Genomic DNA, 17,596 nt, shown 5'->3' on the forward strand with positions numbered 1-17,596 from the left:
AGGTTTGCCGGACGCGTCGCCCTAGTGTCTACCCCACCGCATCCGGTGGCGCGACCGACGCGCCCACCACACGCAGGACGATAGCGCGCCCAGACCGAGCACGCTGCTGCCCGCAGGTAACGAACTCGGGCATCTTCTTCGACCTCAGCGGAACCTTTACACCAATAGACCGACGGACTCGGCGCACGCACTGACGTCGGGCCATGTCGCCGCATACGATCCACTCTGATTCGCCAGCGGGAATGTTTGGAGCGCCACAGGATGCCGACCCCAGCCGGGACCAGTACGGCGTTCCGGCTTGCCCGAATCGCGGCGCTGGTGCTCGGCAGTCTGTTGTTTCTCTACGCGTGCGAGAACAGCAAGAGTGCGATGCTGGCGGACAAGTGGGTCGAGGTCGCCATCTCGGGCGGGTTGTTGGCAGCCGGGTTGGGGGTGGCCTGGTTCGAGGTCAAGCTGACCGACTATCGCGTTTACGACGACGAGGACGAGCTCCGGCCGGTGCGGGCCGAAAGCCGTGCGGCTCGCGGCGGCCACGCCAAAGGTCGTGCGGATGTCCGTGGCGATCGGGGCAAAACGCAGGTCCGCACCCGTATGAGTCGATGGATACCCGGCTTAACTCTCGCCGACGACGAACCCCGCGCCGATCGAGACGAAATCCGGGAGTTCCTGGTCGAATCCGAGGGCTGGTCGATGCGCGCCAAGATCGCCCGTTCCGGCGACCTCGTCTTCCACGGCCACGATCTCGGTGGCACCTACCCCGCCTATGAGTGGATGTGGGTATTCCACCCCGAGACCTTCCCCGACATCCGCGCCGCCCTCGGCGATGACGAAGGTGAGATCCTCGAGCTGCTCGAAGACGTTGTCCCGCAACTGGATCGACACGGACGGCACGACCCGGGCGCCTGGCTCCGCACCCACGACATCCCCGCGACCTACCGCGAGAAGGGTGTCAGCGCCACCCAGCAGACCCGCGAGCTCCCGATCATGCAGCCCGGTCTCCCCCGCCCGACACCTCGGCGCAGCGACCCTGTTTCGGCACGGTCGCATCGAAACGAGCCACCGGCCAACCACTCCCATCGCAAGAATCGGAATGCCGCGCCGATAGACGAAGAGTCGGCCCCCATCCCGACCGCGCGCTCACGCCCACGGCGAGATCCGGTCGCACCGAGCAGATTCCGGAGCGAAGATTCCGCATCGGCGCAGTTACCATACGGCGAGCCGGAACCGGCACGGTCGCGGCGTGATCCGATTGCACCCGCCAGGTTCCGGCACGAGGAGCCCGAGCCGTCACCCTACGAAGAGCCGGAACCGGCACCCGCACAGCGGTACTCCTCCGCGCCAGCGCGCTGGTCACCCGAAGACTTCGGACCTGCACGGTCACCGTACGAGGACGCCGCCCCGTCACCGCACGACGAGCCGGAACCGGCGCGCGCACAATGGCGTTCCAGCGCACCGGCCCGTTCGTCGCACCAGGATTTCGGGCCCGCCCGATCGCCGTACGAAGATCCCGTACCTGACCGGTTGCCGCACGGTGTGCCGGAACCTGCACGCTCGCAGCAGGAGTACGCCGCGCCCGCACGCTCGTTCCGCGAGGACTTCGGAGGCGGCAGATCAACATACGAGGAACCGGCCCGGTCACCGCGGGAGGACGAGCCCGCACCGCACTATGCGGATCCCGAACCCCGATGGCCGGTCCGGGACGAAAACGCGCGACCCCCGCTCGAGCGGCGGAAGCGTTCTACGCACGCGCAACCGGCGAACGAGTGGTCCCGCCACGACGAGTCCGAACCCGCACAGGCGTCCTATGAGGATCCAGCGGATGCTTGGGCACGGCGTCAGCGCCTCGATGCCATCCAGTCGCAGTTGGAGCAACACGCACCGGCGGAACCGCCGTCACGGTCGTACCGCAGGGAAGCCGCGCAGCCCCAATATGATTCGCGCCGCGGCGAACCCGATCTGCCCTTGCAGCGCAGAGGCAGTTCGGCGGTGCCACACGATTACGCGGAAGCGGGGCGATACGAGCAACTTTCGCCGCCTCGGCAACGACCCGCGCCGACCGCCGAGCCGTCCTGGCCCGAGCGATCCATGCCCCGTCGGCGGGAGGCACCCCCGGCTCAGCCACCGCGCCAACGTGACGAATACCCCCGGTCATGGACCGACCAGCCCGCCGAGTACGACGAATCGCCGCCCGCTCGCCGCCGTCGGTCGAGCCAGCCACCGAATTCGGCAGACTCTGGCCGCCATTCAGCATCGCAGGGCGCAACGCCGCCTTGGCAGTAGGCGGTTCGCGCACCCGCTCAAGGCAACCCGCCACTCAGCCCATGTGGCGTGAATACCGGCCGGACTCGAACCCGGTCAGCATCCGGAACACGAGCACCGCGCCCCACGGCCCGATCACCCAGATCGGCCACGGGTAGGTGAATTCGCCAACGCTCAGCGAGATCGCACCCCAGATCAGCACGACCAGCACGCTCACCCCGAGCCAGCTGGTGCCTTCGATCTTCTGCCAGATCGGGATGCGCGCGCCCGAGCCCGCCTTTCCGACAGGCTCTTTCGACAGCTTGGGCAGATCGGACAGGACCAACTGCAGTTCGTCCGTGGTGGTGGTCGCGTACACCTGAGCGGCGCGCTGGTCGTATTCGGCGAGGTCGATTCGCCCGTCCTCCAGGTGCCTGGCGAGCAGGCGCACCACCTTGTCGCGTTCGGCGTTCGAGGCGCGGGTACCAGTCGAGATTTCCATCTGATGTTCCTTGTCGACGGTTCCACCCTCCATAGTGGAATGTTCACACAGAATGCATCCTCCACTGTGGAATGTCAACCCATCGGCGACCCGGCCAGACCCGGCGCTGGTGCCACCACCTCGGGCGCGGCAGTATGGACGGTGCTCAGATCGCGGACGCTCAGGGTCCGCGTCGACGAAAACTCCTAGGAGGCATAGGTGTCGGAAACCGTGCGCGGTGTCATCGCCCGTAGCAAAGGCGCGCCGGTCGAGATCGTCGACGTGGTGATCCCCGACCCCGGTGCCCACGACGTGGTCGTGCGGGTGCAGGCCTGCGGCGTCTGCCACACCGACCTGCACTACCGCGAGGGCGGCATCAACGACGAGTACCCGTTCCTGCTCGGGCACGAGGCCGCGGGCATCGTGGAAACCATCGGCGATGCGGTCACCCACGTCGAGGTCGGCGATTTCGTCATCCTGAACTGGCGCGCCGTGTGCGGCGAATGCCGAGCCTGTAAGCGCGGCCGCCCCTGGTACTGCTTCGCGAGCAACAACGCGAGCAAGAAGATGACCCTCACCGACGGCACCGAACTGAGCCCCGCGCTCGGCATCGGCGCCTTCGTCGACAAGACGCTCGTGCACGAAGGACAGTGCACCAAGGTCGATCCGGCGGCCGACCCCGCGGTGGCCGGGCTGCTCGGCTGCGGCGTGATGGCGGGCATCGGCGCGGCGGTGAACACCGGCAACGTGTCCCGCGGCGATACCGTCGCGGTGCTCGGCTGCGGTGGTGTCGGCGACGCGGCCATCGCCGGGGCCCGGCTGGCCGGTGCGAAGACCATCATCGCGGTCGATCGCGACGCCCGAAAGCTGGCCTGGGCCAAGGACTTCGGCGCGACCCACACCATCGACGCGACCAGCGAGGACGTGGTCGAGAAGATCCAGGAGTACACCGACGGCTTCGGCGCCGACGTCGTCATCGAGGCGGTCGGCCGCCCGGAAACCTGGAAGCAGGCGTTCTACGCCCGCGACCTGGCGGGCACCGTGGTCCTGGTCGGCGTCCCCACGCCCGACATGACCATCGAGATGCCGCTGATCGACCTGTTCTCCCGCGGCGGCGCCCTCAAGTCCTCCTGGTACGGCGACTGCCTGCCCGAGCGCGACTTCCCGACGCTGATCGACCTGCACCTCCAGGGTCGACTGCCGCTGGAACGCTTTGTCAGCGAACGCATTTCGCTTGATCAGGTGGAGGCGGCGTTCACCGCGATGCACGCGGGCGACGTGCTGCGTTCGGTGGTGGTCCTGTGAAGATCGAGCGCGTAGTCACCTCCGGCACCTTCTCCCTCGACGGCGGCACCTGGGACGTCGACAACAACGTCTGGCTCATCGGCGACGACCACGAAGTCCTCGTCATCGACGCCGCGCACAACGCCGACACGATCGCCGACGCCGTCGGCACCCGCAACGTCGTCGCCATCCTGTGCACCCACGGCCACAACGACCACGTCACCGTCGCACCGGAACTGAGCACCCGCCTCGACGCCCCGATCCTCCTACATCCCGCCGACGACCCGCTGTGGCGCATGACCCACCCCGACGTCGACTATCGCTCCCTGGCCGACACCCCCCGAATCACCGTGGCCGACACCGACATCGATATCCTGCACACCCCCGGCCACTCCCCCGGCTCGGTCTCCCTGCACCTCCCCGAAGCCGCCGCCCTCTTCACCGGCGACACCCTCTTCTCCGGCGGCCCCGGCGCGACCGGCCGCTCCTACTCCGACTTCGACACCATCATCGACTCGATCCGCGACCGCCTACTCACCCTCCCCGACGAAACAACCGTCCACACCGGCCACGGCGACACCACCACCATCGGCACCGAGAAGCCTTCTCTCGCAGACTGGATAGCCCGCGGGCACTGACTCCCGCGACTTCTCCAGAGGCGTCCAGACCCAGCCCAAGTGGTCCACACCATGGTGTGGACCACCCACGGTCAACCCACGCGCAGTTGCTCGTCACCGAAGTCGGCGACGAGCTTCAGCACGCCGCCGAGGGCGGATACGTACCGGTCCAACACGTCTCGGGTGGAAACCTCGCCCTGTTCGATCTGCGACACCCGCGCCACGGATATGCCCATCTGCTCCGCGACCTGCTTCTGACTGAGGCCTCGGCGCTTGCGGAGTTCCGCCAACCGCCAACCGCGGGCTCGGTCTTTCAGACGGTCGACGCCTTCTTCGAATGCTTCCGGCCCACCCGCGGCGTCGATTGCGCGCTCGAGGTGTCCGGTGTCGCGCCAGCGACGATGTGTGGTCATTGGTGCAACTCCTCAGCTCGCTCGGACAGGTAAGCGTCGTACAGTCTTTCGGCTCGTGGTATCGCGTCTCGATACCACCGCTGCCACGCGCCGGACTTGTCGCCTGCTACCAGCATGATGGCCGATCTCCATGGGTCGAAGGCGAACAGTATTCGGATCTCGCTGTTGCCCGCGGACCCCGGCCGCAGCTCCTTCAGGTTCGCAATTCGCGATCCGACGATGCTGTCCACAAGCGGCCTGCCCTGTGCGGGCCCCGTTCGCTCTAGCAGCAGAATCGCTTGGTTCACCAGCGTGTGTGTTGCGCGGTCGGTCTGCCATAACGTGTCGAGGAACTGCTCTACCTCGTCGGTTATGAAGATCTCCCACTCGTCCATTGACGGTACCTCCCCTTGGTCCGCGATTCAAGGATTTCCTTAACAAGGATTGCTCGAGCGAATGCGGTTGCAGGTTAGGTCGTGGGTCCGACAAGTAGCGCTTGACCAGCAGCGACGAGCGCCGCCGGGAGGTAGCGGCTAGAGGATGGCGAAGGCTACTACTAGGCCGAGGGCGAAGTGGGCGGCGGCTACTACGAGGACTTCGGTGGTGTAGGTGTCGGCGTGCAGGGTGGCGCCGATGTCTATGCCGAGGGCCTTTTCGATGACGCGGACCGAGATCACCTGGGCGATGATGCCGACCAGGCCGAAGATGAGGGCGGCGATGAGGCCCTCGGAGAGCTTGCCGCCACTGCCTACCGCGAGGATGGCGAGGACGACGATGAAGGCCATGCTGATCATGCCCGCGGCCGCGACGATGATGGCGTTGGGCTTGCCCTCGACGACCAGCGCGCGCAGCTTGCCCGGCGTGGTCAGGTCGATGGCGTAGAACCCGACGAGCATCAGCACCAGACCGATGAGGGCGTAGAGGATGATCGCTCCCACACCCTCGCCGAGCGAGCTCCAGTACCCCGATTCGAGGGCGACTGTGGTCATCATGATCCTTCCGGAGTGTTTTGGGCGATGCGGTGCGGGACGAAGGCGGAACCGTCGTCGGTGATCAGTCCGGCGGTCTCCCGGATACCGAGGCCCGCGGCGGTGTCGCCGACGATCCAGGCGCCGAGCACGGGGCGCATGTCGTCGAATTCCGGTAGCGGATCCAGCAATTGGTAGACGTAGCCCTCTTCGCCGTAGACACCGCCGGTGGCGGTCTCCAGGCCGGCGCCGACGATGGTCATGTTGGCGCCCTCGCGGCCGAGCTTCGGCTTGCGGATGTACTCGGTGAGCTCGTTGGGCTGATCCAGGTAGGCGGGCAACAGATTCGGATGCCCCGGATACATCTCCCACAGCACTGCGAGGATCGCCTTGTTGCTGAGCAACGTCTTCCACAACGGTTCGATCCACATGGTCTGCGGCAGGCTGCCCACCACCCGCTTGCCGAACTCGTCGTCGAGCGCCCACTCCCACGGGTAGAGCTTGAAGATCGCCTCGATCGGCGCCTCGGCCAGATCGACGAAACGTGCCAGCTCCGTGTCGAATCCGACCTCTTCGATCGGCAGCGCGATGGTGTCGAACCCGGCCTCGGCCGCGGTCTCCTGCATGTAGGCGGTGGTGACGTTGTCCTCACCGGTGGCGTCCGCGCCGGACCAGCTGAAGTGCAGCTGCGCGGTCGGCAGGGTGTCGCGCAGCTCGGTCCAGCGCTCGACGAGCTTCTCGTGCAACGAATTCCATTGATCGCCGCCGGGATAGAGCGCGGTCAGCCAGTGCCACTGCACAATCGCCGCCTCCAGCAGCGAGGTCGGTGTATCCGCGTTGTACTCCAGCAGTTTCGCCGGCCGCCGCGCGTCGTAGCGCAGGTCGAATCGCCCGTACACGTAAGGGTCACTGCGCCGCCAGGATTCGGCGATCGGCCCCCAACTCCATTCGGGCAGACCGAAATCCTTGAACCGCCCGGTCAGCACGACGTGCTCGACGGCGTTCAGGCACATCGAATGCAGCAGCTCGACATCGGCTTCCAGCGCGAGGATTTCGTCCATCTCGAACTCGTAGTACACCGACTCGTCCCAGTACGGCCGCGGCTGCCCGCTGGCATCGCGACCGGGCACACCGTAGACGAGGCCCTGACTCTCGGTGATCTGCTGCCAATCCGGCCGGGGCGTACTGCGCACTCGCCGCACTACGATCCTCCGCCGGTGCTCTTGCTACCCAGTCCGCCGCGCTGAACTGTGGTGCCGCTCTTGGTCTTTATCTCGGCGCTCTTGGGTTTGACGGTGGTGCCACCGGTCGGCGGCTTGCCGATGGTGGGGGTGCCGCCGTAGTAGTACCGGTACTGCGGGCCGCCGCCGAGGATGATCAGGCCCGGTCCGATGCCACCGTCGTTGACGAAGCCCTGCCGACCGTCGCCGCAATAGCTGTCATCGACGACGATTTCCTGACCGTTCTCGGTCTTCACACACGACGCGGTGACCTTGTCGGGCGCGGAGATCGCCCGGTAGGCGAGGTACCCGCCGCCGACCAGCGCCGCAACACCGACGATGGCGACTCCGCCGATCATCACCCGCTTACGCGTGCGTTTCTTGGCCTCGCCTGCCGCCACAGCCGCCTGCTGGGCCTCCTCGGCCCGCTTACGCGCCTTGTCCCTGGCCCGCGCCTCGGCCACCGTCGGCGGGCGCGGCTGGGTGACGCCCGGCTCCTGCCGCTGCACACTCCCCTGCCGTGGCGGGACCGGTTGCGGCGCGGACGATTCCGGAAAGACAGTGGGCAGACCGGGAACCGCCGGGTTCGGATCGTTGATAGCGAATTCGGCCGTATCGCCCGGCCGAGGAGTTGTTACCTCGTGCGCCCCGCCCGTGCTCGACGGTTGCTCCGCCGCGGCGGAATGCTCATTCGGCTCGTTTCCCGGACGCTCGTCACCGGGATTGTGCGTGCTCACTGTCGAGTCCTCGTCCTATCCCGGCCCACAACTACCGCTCCTCGAATCCGGTCAAATCACCCCGCGCGGGCTCCCAGCTTTCCACAACCAAGGTCACCCGACCAGGTGTATCACCGGAACGTAGCAGTTCGAGCAACCGCGCACAGTCGTCCTGCAGCCCCTCCGCGACGACGTGTACCCGCCCGTCACGGGCGTTCGTCGCGTGCCCGGTCAACCCGAGCTCCAATGCCCGCGACCGCGTCCACCAGCGAAATCCCACACCTTGGACGCGGCCGTGCACCCACGCGCTCAGCCTGACCAGCTCAGCGGTTTCGCCCATCAGGCCTCGATATCGAAGGACAAAGTCACCTTCGTCCCGGCCTGCAGCGTCCGGCCCACCGTGCACGCCTTGTCGATTGCGCGCTGCACGGTAACCAGCAACCGCTCCCTCGCCTCGTCGTCCAGTTCGCTGAGGTCGAGCTGGAACGTCTCGTCCAGCTGCGGGTACAGCTCGTTCTCCCGATCCGCGTCACCGGACACGCGGATGGTCGCGTCGAAGGAATCACCGAGCTTGCGCGCGATCGAGAAGTCCGCGCTCAATCCCGAGCAACCGGCCAGGGCGATCTTCAGCAACTCGCCGGGGGTGAAAGCGCCCGGCACGCCCTGCGAAGCGATCAGTACTTCGGCGCCGCGCGAGCTGCGACCGGTGTACGCCCGCGTTCCCGTGCGCTCGACCCATAGTTCGGTCGGTTGTTGTGCCGCAGTCGCGGGTGTCTGTTCAGCCATGCGCTCGATCCTGCCATTTCTCGTCGGTGTCCACTCACGCGTGGAACGCGGCGAGGGCGGTCGCTCATTCCGGCACAGAGCGCGATCCCGGCCACTCACTCCTGGAAGCGGTAGCCCATTCCCGCCTCGGTCAGCAGGTGCTTGGGATGCGACGGATCGTCCTCGAGCTTGCGCCGCAGTTGAGCCAAATACACCCGCAGGTAATGGGTTTCGGTCGCGTACGACGGACCCCACACCTCGCGTAGCAGCTCCTTGCGCCCGACCAGCTTGCCCTTGTTGCGCACCAGCATCTCGAGCATGCCCCACTCGGTGGGTGTGAGATGCACCGTCTCGTCGTTCTTGGTCACCTTCTTGGCGGCCAGGTCGACGGTGAACGACGAGGTCACCACCACCGGATCGGACGAGTCGGTATCGGCGGCCCCGCGCCGGACCGCGGCGCGCAGCCGGGCCAGCAGCTCGTCCATCCCGAACGGCTTGGTGACGTAGTCGTCGGCGCCCGCGTCCAGCGCCTCGACCTTGTCCGCCGAGTCGGTGCGCGCCGACAGCACGATCACCGGCGCCGAGGTCCAGCCGCGCAACCCGGCCAGCACCTCGATGCCGTCGATGTCGGGCAGCCCGAGATCGAGGATGACCACGTCGGGGTGCTTGTCGGCGGCCGCACGCAGCGCGGCGCCGCCGGTCCCCGCGGTGATCACCTCGTACCCGCGGACCGACAGATTGATCCGCAGCGCACGCACGATCTGCGGTTCGTCGTCGACCACCAGCACCTTGATCGCCGGGGCGTCCTGCTTCTTGTCGGTCATCACGGCTTCCTGTGTGGTCCGGGGCTGCGGTGCTCCCACTGTCGATGTATCCATCATCAGCTGCTCGCTTCCGTTTCGTCGGCAGGCAGGTCCACGATCATCGTCAATCCTCCGCCAGGGGTCGGTTCGGCGTGCACGGTGCCACCCATCGCCTCGACGAAACCGCGCACCACCGACAGGCCGAGCCCGACGCCGGTGGTGTTGTCGCGGTCGCCGAGCCGCTGGAACGGCTCGAACAGTTGCTCCTCGGTGCCCTGCGGCACACCGGGACCGATATCCACCACTGCGATTGATACGCGGTCGCCCTCGCGTTCGGCGGTGACCCGCACCGGCGTGTCGCGGGTGGCGTGCCGCAGCGCATTGTCGATCAGGTTGGCCACCACCCGTTCCAGCAGCCCGGCGTCCGCGCGCACGGAGACGTCGCCGACCTCCACCTTCACCCGATCCATCGCCGCCCGCCGCAGCCCGCGCGCGCCCATGCCGACGCTCACCAGCGCCTGATGCACCACCTCGTCCATGTACACCCGGTGCAGCTGTGGTTTCACCACGCCGACGGCCAGCCGGGACGAGTCGAGCAGATTGCCGACGAGCGCGGTCAGCTGATCCACCGATTCCTCGATGGTTTCCAGCAATTCGGTGGTGTCCTCGGCGGAGAACTCGATGTCGTCGCTGCGCAGGCTGGACACGGCGGCCTTGGCCCCGGCCAGCGGCGTGCGCAGGTCGTGGCTCACCGCGGAGAGCAGCGCGCGGCGCAACCGGTCCGCCTCGAGCAGTGCCGCGGCGGCGCTGGCCTCCTCGGCGAGCCTGGATTGGCGCACCAGCCCAGCCGCCTGGTTGGCGACCGCGTTGAGCACCGGCCGATCCGCGGCGGCCAACGGCCGTCCGGCCAGCAGCAGCCAGCTCGTCGCGTCGCCCGCCTGAATCGCGGTCTCGGCATCGGCAGCGCGTTCCGGCGGGTTCGTCCCCACCGCGGCGACCACCTGCTCGCCGCAGACCATGCTGACCGCGCGCAGCCCGTAGGTCTCCCTGACCTGTTCCAGCAGCTTCGGCAGATCCGCCCCGTGCAGCACGGCACCGGCGAACAGCGTCAGCAACTCGGCCTGCTGCGAGGCCCGCCGTGCCTGCCGGGTCTGCCGCGCGGCCACATCGACCAGCGCCGCCACCGCGACCGCGACGAACAGCAACACCACCACCGTGACGAAGCTGTCTGGCGCGGCGATAGTCAGGCTGTAGCGCGGATCGGCGAAGAACCAGTTCAGCAGCAGCCCGGACAGCAGCGCCGAAAAGGCCGCGGGGACAACACCACCGAGCAATGCGACCGCGACGACGCCGATGAAGAACACCGCGCTGAGTCCGCCGAGCTGCAGGTAGCCGTCGAGGAACGCGTCACAGATCGCGCACACCACCAACGGCACCAGAACAGCCGCGAGCCAGGCCCGGATCGGCTGGCGCGGCATGAGCGAACCCTTGCGCAGGCCACGATGCGCTTCCTCGTGCGTGACCATGTGCACGTCGATCTTGCCGGACTGCTGCACCACGGTGGAGCCGATGCCCTCGTCGACCATGCGGGCCCACCGGGAGCGGCGGGAGGTGCCCAGGACGAGCTGGGTCGCGTTCACCTCGCGGGCGAATTCCAGCAGCGCGGTCGGCACATTGTCGCCGGTGATCGTGTGCAGCGAGGCATCGAGACTGGCGGCGAGTTCACGCAGCCTGGCCAGCCGTTCGGTGGACACACCGGCCAACCCGTCGCCGCGCACGACGTGCACCAGGACGAGTTCGGCGCTGGCCTTGCTCGCGATGCGGCTGGCCCGGCGCACCACCGTTTCCGACTCCGGTCCCCCGGTCACCGCGACGACGACGCGTTCGCGGGCCTCCCACAGATCGGTGATCTTGTGGTCGGCCCGGTACTTCGCCAGCGCGGCGTCGACCTGATCGGCCAGCCACAGCAAAGCCAATTCTCTTAGCGCGGTGAGGTTTCCGGGTCGGAAGTAGTTGCGCAGCGCGGCATCCACCTTGTCGGCGGCGTACACGTTGCCGTGAGACAGCCTGCGCCGCAACGCTTCCGGCGTGAGGTCGACCAACTCGACCTGGTCCGCGCCGCGCACCACCGCGTCCGGCACGGTCTCGCGCTGCTGGATGCCGGTGATCTGCTCGACGACATCGTTGAGGCTTTCCAAGTGCTGCACATTGACCGTCGAGATCACGTCGATGCCCGCATCCAGGAGCTCTTCGACATCCTGCCAACGCTTTTCGTTCCTGCCGCCCGGCGCGTTGGTGTGCGCCAACTCGTCGACCAAAGCCACCGCCGGATGGCGGCGCAGCACCGCGTCCACGTCGAGCTCGGGCAGCTGGGTACCGCGGTACTCCACCAGCTTGGGTGGAATCCGCTCGATACCCTCCAGCAGGGCGGCCGTCTTGGCCCGCCCGTGTGTCTCCACTACCGCAGCCACCACGTCACGGCCACGCTCGATCCGCCGGTGCGCCTCGCCGAGCATGGCGTAGGTCTTGCCGACTCCCGGCGCGGCGCCGAGGTAGATGCGGAGTTGTCCGCGTTTCACTCGTCCATCATTGCGCGTCGCGGCCCCGGAACCGAGTACCCCTCGGACGTAGCGGCGCGCTGCGCTCGAACCTCAGGCATCGAACGGCACCGGCTCCGTGCCGTGCATTCCCCGGACACGGTCGTTGTCGATGACAACGCTCTGTGTCTCCAGCTCATCGCCCGGGGTCCGCAGCGCGCGAATGAGCAGCGCGCAGCACACGAACCCGACAAGAAGGGCGACGGTGACAGCCGACATGACGTTCCTTTCTCCAACCGACCCGAACAACCGGTTGCGCTGGAATCGTCCGCCTGGCCGGCCCTCCACTAATACCGCCGCAGCGAAAGATCAGACCGATCTTTACGGTGTGTTGACGGTATCGCCGCCCACTTTGACGGCATCCTTTCAGCTATCCCAGGCCGGGGTGTAAACGAAGCGCAAAGGCAAGCATTCCTCGCGCTAAGGAGTCGTAAGGAACCTCGGCACGCGCCTGATCGAAGACTTGACTCGCCAAGGCGCGCTCCACAACACGAGCGCTTGATGGAGGTTGGTCAATCATGTCTGTCGTGGTGTTCACGGTGCTTACCGTGGCGATCTTCGCCCTGTTGGGGCTGATCCAGCGAGGGGTGGAGAAGCTGTGATCGCGAACCTGATCGGTTTGGTTCTCGCCATCTCCGTCGCGGTTTACATGGTCGCGGCGCTGCTTTTCCCCGAGAGGTTCTAGGTGAACACGACTACCGCGGGGATCGCGTTCGCGGCGTCCCTGATCATCGCGCTCGCCCTGGTGCATGTGCCGCTCGGCGACTACATGTTCCGGGTTTACAACAACACCAAGCACTCCCGCGCCGAGCGCGTCCTCTACAAGGCCATCGGCGTGCAGCCCGAGGTCGAGCAGACCTGGGGCGTGTATGCCCGCAGTGTGCTGGCGTTCTCCGGAGTCAGCATTCTGTTCCTGTTCTTCTTGCAGTTGGTCCAGGGCAAGCTGCCACTGCACCTGAACGACCCCGGCACCGAGATGACCCCGGCGCTGGCCTGGAACACCGCGGTCAGCTTCGTGACGAACACGAACTGGCAGAACTACTCCGGCGAGTCCACCCAGGGGCACCTGGTGCAGATGGCCGGGCTCGCGGTGCAGAACTTCGTCTCCGCGGCCGTCGGTATGGCCGTCGCGGTCGCCCTGGTGCGCGGCTTCGCCCGCAGGCACACCGGCGATCTCGGCAACTTCTGGGTGGACCTGGTGAGGGGTACCATCCGCATCCTGCTGCCGATCGCGTTCGTGTTCGCGATCGTGCTGATCGCCGGTGGCGTGATCCAGAACTTCCACCTGCACGACCAGGTCGCGCAGGCGCTGAACGGCACCGAGCAGACCATCCCCGGCGGGCCGGTGGCCAGCCAGGAGGTCATCAAGGAGCTCGGCACCAACGGCGGCGGCTTCTACAACGCGAACTCCTCGCATCCGTTCGAGAACCCCACCACCTGGACCAACTGGCTCGAGATCTTCCTGATCCTGGTGATCAGCTTCTCGCTGCCGCGCACCTTCGGCCGGATGGTCGGCAGCAAGAAGCAGGGTGTCGCCATCGCCGCCGTGATGGGCACCATCGCGATCATCAGCGTGACGTTGAGCAATGTCTTCCAGCTCGCGCACCACGGCACCGTGCCCACCGCGATCGGCGCCTCCATGGAGGGCGTCGAAACCCGCTTCGGCGTGGCCGATTCGGCGACGTTCTCCGGCGCGACCACGCTGACGTCCACCGGTGCCGTCGACTCGTTCCACGACTCCTACACCAGCCTCGGCGGCATGATGACGATGTTCAACATGCAGCTCGGCGAAGTCGCCCCTGGCGGAACGGGTTCCGGGCTCTACGGCATGCTCATCCTCGCGGTGATCACCGTGTTCGTCGCGGGCCTGATGGTCGGGCGCACACCGGAATACCTCGGCAAGAAGATCACGCCGCGCGAAATCAAGCTCGCCGCTTCCTATTTCCTGGTCAGCCCGCTGATCGTGTTGATAGGCACCGCCATTGCGATGGCCATGCCCGGACAACGCGCCGGAATGGCCAACTCCGGACCGCATGGCCTCTCGGAAGTGTTGTACGCCTTCACTTCCGCGGCGAACAACAACGGCTCCGCGTTCGCGGGTCTGACCGGCAATACCGAGTGGTACAACACCGCACTGGGTCTGGCCATGGTCTTCGGCCGGTTCCTGCCGATCATCTTCGTGCTCGCGCTCGCCGGTTCGCTGGCCAAGCAGGGCAACACCCCCGAGTCGATCGGCACGCTGCCGACGCACCGGCCGCAGTTCATCGGCATGGTCGTCGGCACCACCGTGATCCTGGTCGCGCTCACCTTCCTGCCCGCACTCGCGCTCGGGCCGCTCGCCGAAGGAATACACTGAAATGACCACTCCCACTACCGAAATCACCGTTCCGGACGAGTTCAACGAGTCGAAGAAGCAGCTGGAGAGCAAGTCCGGCCGGGTCCCGCGCGGCGCGCTCGATCCGAAGATGCTGCTGACCTCGCTGCCCGACGCGGTGCGCAAGCTGGACCCGCGCACCATGTGGCGCAACCCGGTGATGTTCATCGTCGAGATCGGCGCGGTCTGGTCCACCGTGCTCGCGATCACCGATCCCACCTTCTTCGCCTGGGCGATCGTGGTGTGGCTGTGGCTCACAGTGATCTTCGCCAATCTCGCCGAAGCGGTGGCCGAGGGTCGCGGCAAGGCGCAGGCGGACACCCTGCGCAAAGCCAAGACCGACACCGTCGCACGGCGTTTGGTGGACTGGACGCCCGGCGGCCAGGTCGTCGAGGAAGGTGTCGCCGCACCGGAACTGCAGCGCGGCGACCATGTCGTGGTCGAGGCCGGACAGGTCATCCCCGGTGACGGTGACGTCGTGGAAGGCATTGCCTCCGTGGACGAATCGGCGATCACCGGCGAATCCGCGCCGGTGATCCGGGAATCCGGTGGCGACCGCTCCGCGGTGACCGGCGGCACCACGGTGCTGTCCGACCGGATCGTCGTCAAGATCACCCAGGAGCCCGGCAAGAGCTTCATCGACAAGATGATCGCCCTGGTCGAGGGCGCGAGCAGGCAGAAGACGCCGAACGAGATCGCGCTGAACATCCTGCTTGCCTCGCTGACGATCATCTTCGTGTTCGCGGTGGTCACCCTGCAGCCGCTGGCCATCTTCTCCAAGGCCAACAACCCAGGTGTGCCCGACACTTCGGCGCTGAACGCCTACGGGATCACCGGCATCGTCATGGTCTCGCTGCTGGTCTGCCTCATCCCGACCACCATCGGCGCGCTGCTCTCGGCCATCGGCATCGCGGGCATGGACCGCCTCGTGCAACGCAATGTGCTCGCCATGTCCGGCCGCGCGGTCGAGGCCGCGGGCGACGTGAACACGCTGCTGCTGGACAAGACCGGCACCATCACCCTCGGCAACCGGCAGGCCTCGGAATTCGTTCCGATGCCGGGCATTTCGGCCGACGAGCTGGCCGACGCGGCGCAGCTGTCCAGCCTCGCCGACGAGACGCCCGAGGGCCGCTCCATCGTCGTGTACGCCAAGCAGGCGTTCAACAAGCGTGAGCGCACGCCCGGCGAGCTGAAGGGCGCGACCTGGGTCGAGTTCACCGCGCAGACCCGCATGTCGGGTGTGGATCTGAACGACGGGCATCAGCTGCGCAAGGGCGCGGCCAGCGCGGTCATCGAATGGGTTCGCGCGCAAGGCGGCAACGTGCCGACCGAGGTCGGCGTGACCGTCGACGGCGTCTCCGCCTCCGGTGGTACGCCGCTGGTCGTCGGCGAGGTCAGCGGCGGCACCGCGCGGCTGCTCGGCGTCATCCACCTCAAGGACGTCGTCAAGCAGGGCATGCGGGAACGCTTCGACGAGATGCGTCGAATGGGCATCCGCACCGTCATGATCACCGGCGATAATCCGTTGACCGCCAAGGCGATTGCCGACGAGGCGGGTGTGGACGACTTCCTCGCCGAGGCCACGCCGGAGGACAAGCTGGCGCTGATCAAGAAGGAGCAGGACGGCGGCCGGCTGGTCGCGATGACCGGTGACGGCACCAACGACGCACCGGCGCTGGCCCAGGCCGATGTGGGTGTCGCCATGAACACCGGCACCTCGGCGGCCAAAGAAGCGGGCAACATGGTCGATCTGGATTCCGATCCGACCAAGCTCATCGAGATCGTGGAGATCGGCAAGCAGCTGCTCATCACCCGCGGCGCGCTGACCACCTTCTCGATCGCCAACGACATCGCCAAGTACTTCGCGATCCTGCCCGCGCTGTTCATCGCGCTGTTCCCCGGGCTGGACGCGCTGAACATCATGCGGCTGCACAGCCCGCAGTCGGCGATCCTGTCCGCGGTCATCTTCAACGCGATCATCATCGTGGCGCTGATCCCGCTGTCGCTGCGCGGCGTCAACTACACGCCGTCCAATGCGTCGAAGTTGTTGAGCCGCAACCTGTTGATCTACGGCCTCGGCGGCATCATCGCGCCGTTCATCGGGATCAAGATCATCGACCTCGTCGTCCAACTCCTCCCTGGGATGTCCTGACATGCAGTTCTCAACTTGGATTCGGCAGCACCTGGCCGCGCTGCGGGCGCTGCTCGTGCTCACCGCGATCACCGGAATCGTCTATCCCCTGGCCGTTTTCGCGGTCGCCCAGATACCCGGTCTGCACGACAAGGCGGACGGCTCGCTGATCAAAGTCGACGACAAGGTCGTCGGCTCCAGCCTGATCGGGCAGTCCTTCACCGATCCGGACGGCAAGGCGCTGGTGCAGTACTTCCAGAGCCGCCCGTCCTCGGCGGGTAGCAGCGGCTACGACCCGTTGGCCACCGCGGCCAGCAACCTCGGCCCGGAGAGCATCGTGGACACCCTCGATGCCGACCCGGCGAACGTGAAGCTGAGCCTGCTGTCCACCGTGTGCGCACGCAGCAAGGAGGTCGGCGACCGTGAGGGGGTCGACGGCGGTCGGCCGTTCTGCACCAAAGACGGTGTGGGCGCGGTCCTCTCGGTGATCGGGCCGCGCGACGCCGACGGTGAGGTTTCGCATCCGACGCAGGTGGTGAGCATCAACGAAGCGTGCCCGACGACGCCATTCCTGGCCACCTACAAGGGTGTTCAGGTGGAGTGCGCAAAGCCGGGTGAGGATTACGCGGCAGGCCGGATCGTGCCGATCTTCGGTGACGCCCCCGTCGACACCCCGGTGCCGACCGATGCCGTCACCGCGAGCGGCAGTGGGCTGGACCCGCACATCTCCCCCAGGTACGCGGACATCCAGGTCGCGCGAATCGCCAAGGCCCGCAGCATCTCTGCCGACCAGGTGCGTCAGCTGGTGGACGCACACACCACCGGCCGCACCCTCGGTTTCCTCGGTGAGCCCCGCGTCAACGTGGTCGAACTGAACCTCGACCTCGACCAGCGATACCCGTTCCGCGGCTGATCTGAAGCTGACGAGGGCCGGTGACAACGACGTCATCGGCCCTTTCGCTACTCTTACCGCCCGCTGAGCCATCGAGTGGCACACCATGGCGGGGCGT

The 17,596-nt window shown here is 66.9% G+C and carries 18 protein-coding genes; 7 read left to right on the forward strand and 11 right to left on the reverse strand.

Annotated features, from left to right (window positions below; translation table 11 throughout):
• The first annotated feature begins 261 nt into the window (after positions 1-261).
• Positions 262-2,280, forward strand: coding sequence for a hypothetical protein (locus tag ACQPW1_RS36650; protein ID WP_433656976.1), 2,019 nt, complete (start codon positions 262-264; stop codon positions 2,278-2,280).
• A gap of 34 nt (positions 2,281-2,314) precedes the next feature.
• Here ACQPW1_RS36650 and ACQPW1_RS36655 read toward each other — a convergent pair whose 3' ends face one another.
• Positions 2,315-2,740: a DUF1707 domain-containing protein gene (locus ACQPW1_RS36655; protein ID WP_433656978.1), complete on the reverse strand. Its 426-nt coding sequence runs from the start codon at positions 2,738-2,740 to the stop codon at positions 2,315-2,317.
• A gap of 198 nt (positions 2,741-2,938) precedes the next feature.
• On the opposite strand from ACQPW1_RS36655, the gene ACQPW1_RS36660 reads away from it, so the two are divergent.
• On the forward strand, positions 2,939-4,024 hold the full coding sequence (locus ACQPW1_RS36660; protein ID WP_433656980.1) for an S-(hydroxymethyl)mycothiol dehydrogenase: 1,086 nt from the start codon (positions 2,939-2,941) through the stop codon (positions 4,022-4,024).
• Positions 4,021-4,641 carry an MBL fold metallo-hydrolase gene (locus ACQPW1_RS36665; protein WP_433656981.1) on the forward strand — a complete coding sequence of 207 codons (621 nt, stop codon included), beginning with the start codon at positions 4,021-4,023 and terminating at the stop codon, positions 4,639-4,641. Before ACQPW1_RS36660 ends, ACQPW1_RS36665 begins: the two co-directional genes overlap by 4 nt.
• Positions 4,642-4,712: 71 nt before the next feature.
• Here ACQPW1_RS36665 and ACQPW1_RS36670 read toward each other — a convergent pair whose 3' ends face one another.
• The 10 genes from ACQPW1_RS36670 to ACQPW1_RS36715 all read right to left on the reverse strand — a co-directional run bounded on the left by ACQPW1_RS36670 (position 4,713) and on the right by ACQPW1_RS36715 (position 12,300).
• A complete protein-coding gene (locus ACQPW1_RS36670) occupies positions 4,713-5,033 on the reverse strand; it encodes a helix-turn-helix domain-containing protein (RefSeq protein WP_433656983.1) in 321 nt (106 codons plus the stop codon).
• Positions 5,030-5,407 (reverse strand): type II toxin-antitoxin system RelE/ParE family toxin, encoded by a 378-nt coding sequence (locus ACQPW1_RS36675; protein WP_433656985.1) that lies wholly within the window; start codon positions 5,405-5,407, stop codon positions 5,030-5,032. The genes ACQPW1_RS36670 and ACQPW1_RS36675 overlap by 4 nt, the downstream gene beginning before the upstream one ends.
• A 138-nt stretch (positions 5,408-5,545) precedes the next feature.
• Positions 5,546-6,001, reverse strand: coding sequence for a DUF350 domain-containing protein (locus ACQPW1_RS36680; protein ID WP_433656987.1), 456 nt, complete (start codon positions 5,999-6,001; stop codon positions 5,546-5,548).
• On the reverse strand, positions 6,001-7,182 hold the full coding sequence (locus ACQPW1_RS36685) for a glutathionylspermidine synthase family protein (RefSeq protein ID WP_433656989.1): 1,182 nt from the start codon (positions 7,180-7,182) through the stop codon (positions 6,001-6,003). The genes ACQPW1_RS36680 and ACQPW1_RS36685 overlap by 1 nt, the downstream gene beginning before the upstream one ends.
• Complete coding sequence (locus ACQPW1_RS36690) at positions 7,182-7,937, reverse strand: hypothetical protein (protein WP_433656991.1); 756 nt, start codon at positions 7,935-7,937, stop codon at positions 7,182-7,184. The genes ACQPW1_RS36685 and ACQPW1_RS36690 overlap by 1 nt, the downstream gene beginning before the upstream one ends.
• A gap of 31 nt (positions 7,938-7,968) precedes the next feature.
• Positions 7,969-8,256, reverse strand: coding sequence for an acylphosphatase (locus ACQPW1_RS36695; protein WP_433656993.1), 288 nt, complete (start codon positions 8,254-8,256; stop codon positions 7,969-7,971).
• Complete coding sequence (locus ACQPW1_RS36700; RefSeq protein ID WP_433656995.1) at positions 8,256-8,702, reverse strand: OsmC family protein; 447 nt, start codon at positions 8,700-8,702, stop codon at positions 8,256-8,258. The genes ACQPW1_RS36695 and ACQPW1_RS36700 overlap by 1 nt, the downstream gene beginning before the upstream one ends.
• Before the next feature lie 95 nt (positions 8,703-8,797).
• Complete coding sequence (locus tag ACQPW1_RS36705; protein WP_150405534.1) at positions 8,798-9,505, reverse strand: response regulator; 708 nt, start codon at positions 9,503-9,505, stop codon at positions 8,798-8,800.
• A gap of 56 nt (positions 9,506-9,561) precedes the next feature.
• On the reverse strand, positions 9,562-12,063 hold the full coding sequence (locus tag ACQPW1_RS36710; protein WP_433656998.1) for an ATP-binding protein: 2,502 nt from the start codon (positions 12,061-12,063) through the stop codon (positions 9,562-9,564).
• Positions 12,064-12,135: 72 nt separating this feature from the next.
• Positions 12,136-12,300, reverse strand: a complete 165-nt coding sequence (locus ACQPW1_RS36715; protein ID WP_433657000.1) for a hypothetical protein — start codon at positions 12,298-12,300, stop codon at positions 12,136-12,138.
• A 379-nt stretch (positions 12,301-12,679) separates the two neighbouring features.
• On the opposite strand from ACQPW1_RS36715, the gene ACQPW1_RS36720 reads away from it, so the two are divergent.
• From ACQPW1_RS36720 to ACQPW1_RS36735, 4 genes are all read left to right on the forward strand, one after another.
• Positions 12,680-12,766, forward strand: coding sequence for a potassium-transporting ATPase subunit F (locus ACQPW1_RS36720; RefSeq protein WP_223885482.1), 87 nt, complete (start codon positions 12,680-12,682; stop codon positions 12,764-12,766).
• A complete protein-coding gene (kdpA, locus tag ACQPW1_RS36725) occupies positions 12,767-14,437 on the forward strand; it encodes a potassium-transporting ATPase subunit KdpA (protein ID WP_433657002.1) in 1,671 nt (556 codons plus the stop codon). It begins immediately after the preceding gene.
• Between the two features lie 109 nt (positions 14,438-14,546).
• On the forward strand, positions 14,547-16,607 hold the full coding sequence (gene kdpB / locus ACQPW1_RS36730) for a potassium-transporting ATPase subunit KdpB (RefSeq protein WP_433665442.1): 2,061 nt from the start codon (positions 14,547-14,549) through the stop codon (positions 16,605-16,607).
• 1 nt (position 16,608) lies between these two features.
• Positions 16,609-17,499, forward strand: a complete 891-nt coding sequence (locus ACQPW1_RS36735) for a potassium-transporting ATPase subunit C (protein WP_433657004.1) — start codon at positions 16,609-16,611, stop codon at positions 17,497-17,499.
• Positions 17,500-17,596 lie beyond the last annotated feature (97 nt).

Source organism: Nocardia sp. CA-128927, from assembly GCF_050955855.1.
Classification (GTDB): Bacteria; Actinomycetota; Actinomycetes; order Mycobacteriales; family Mycobacteriaceae; genus Nocardia.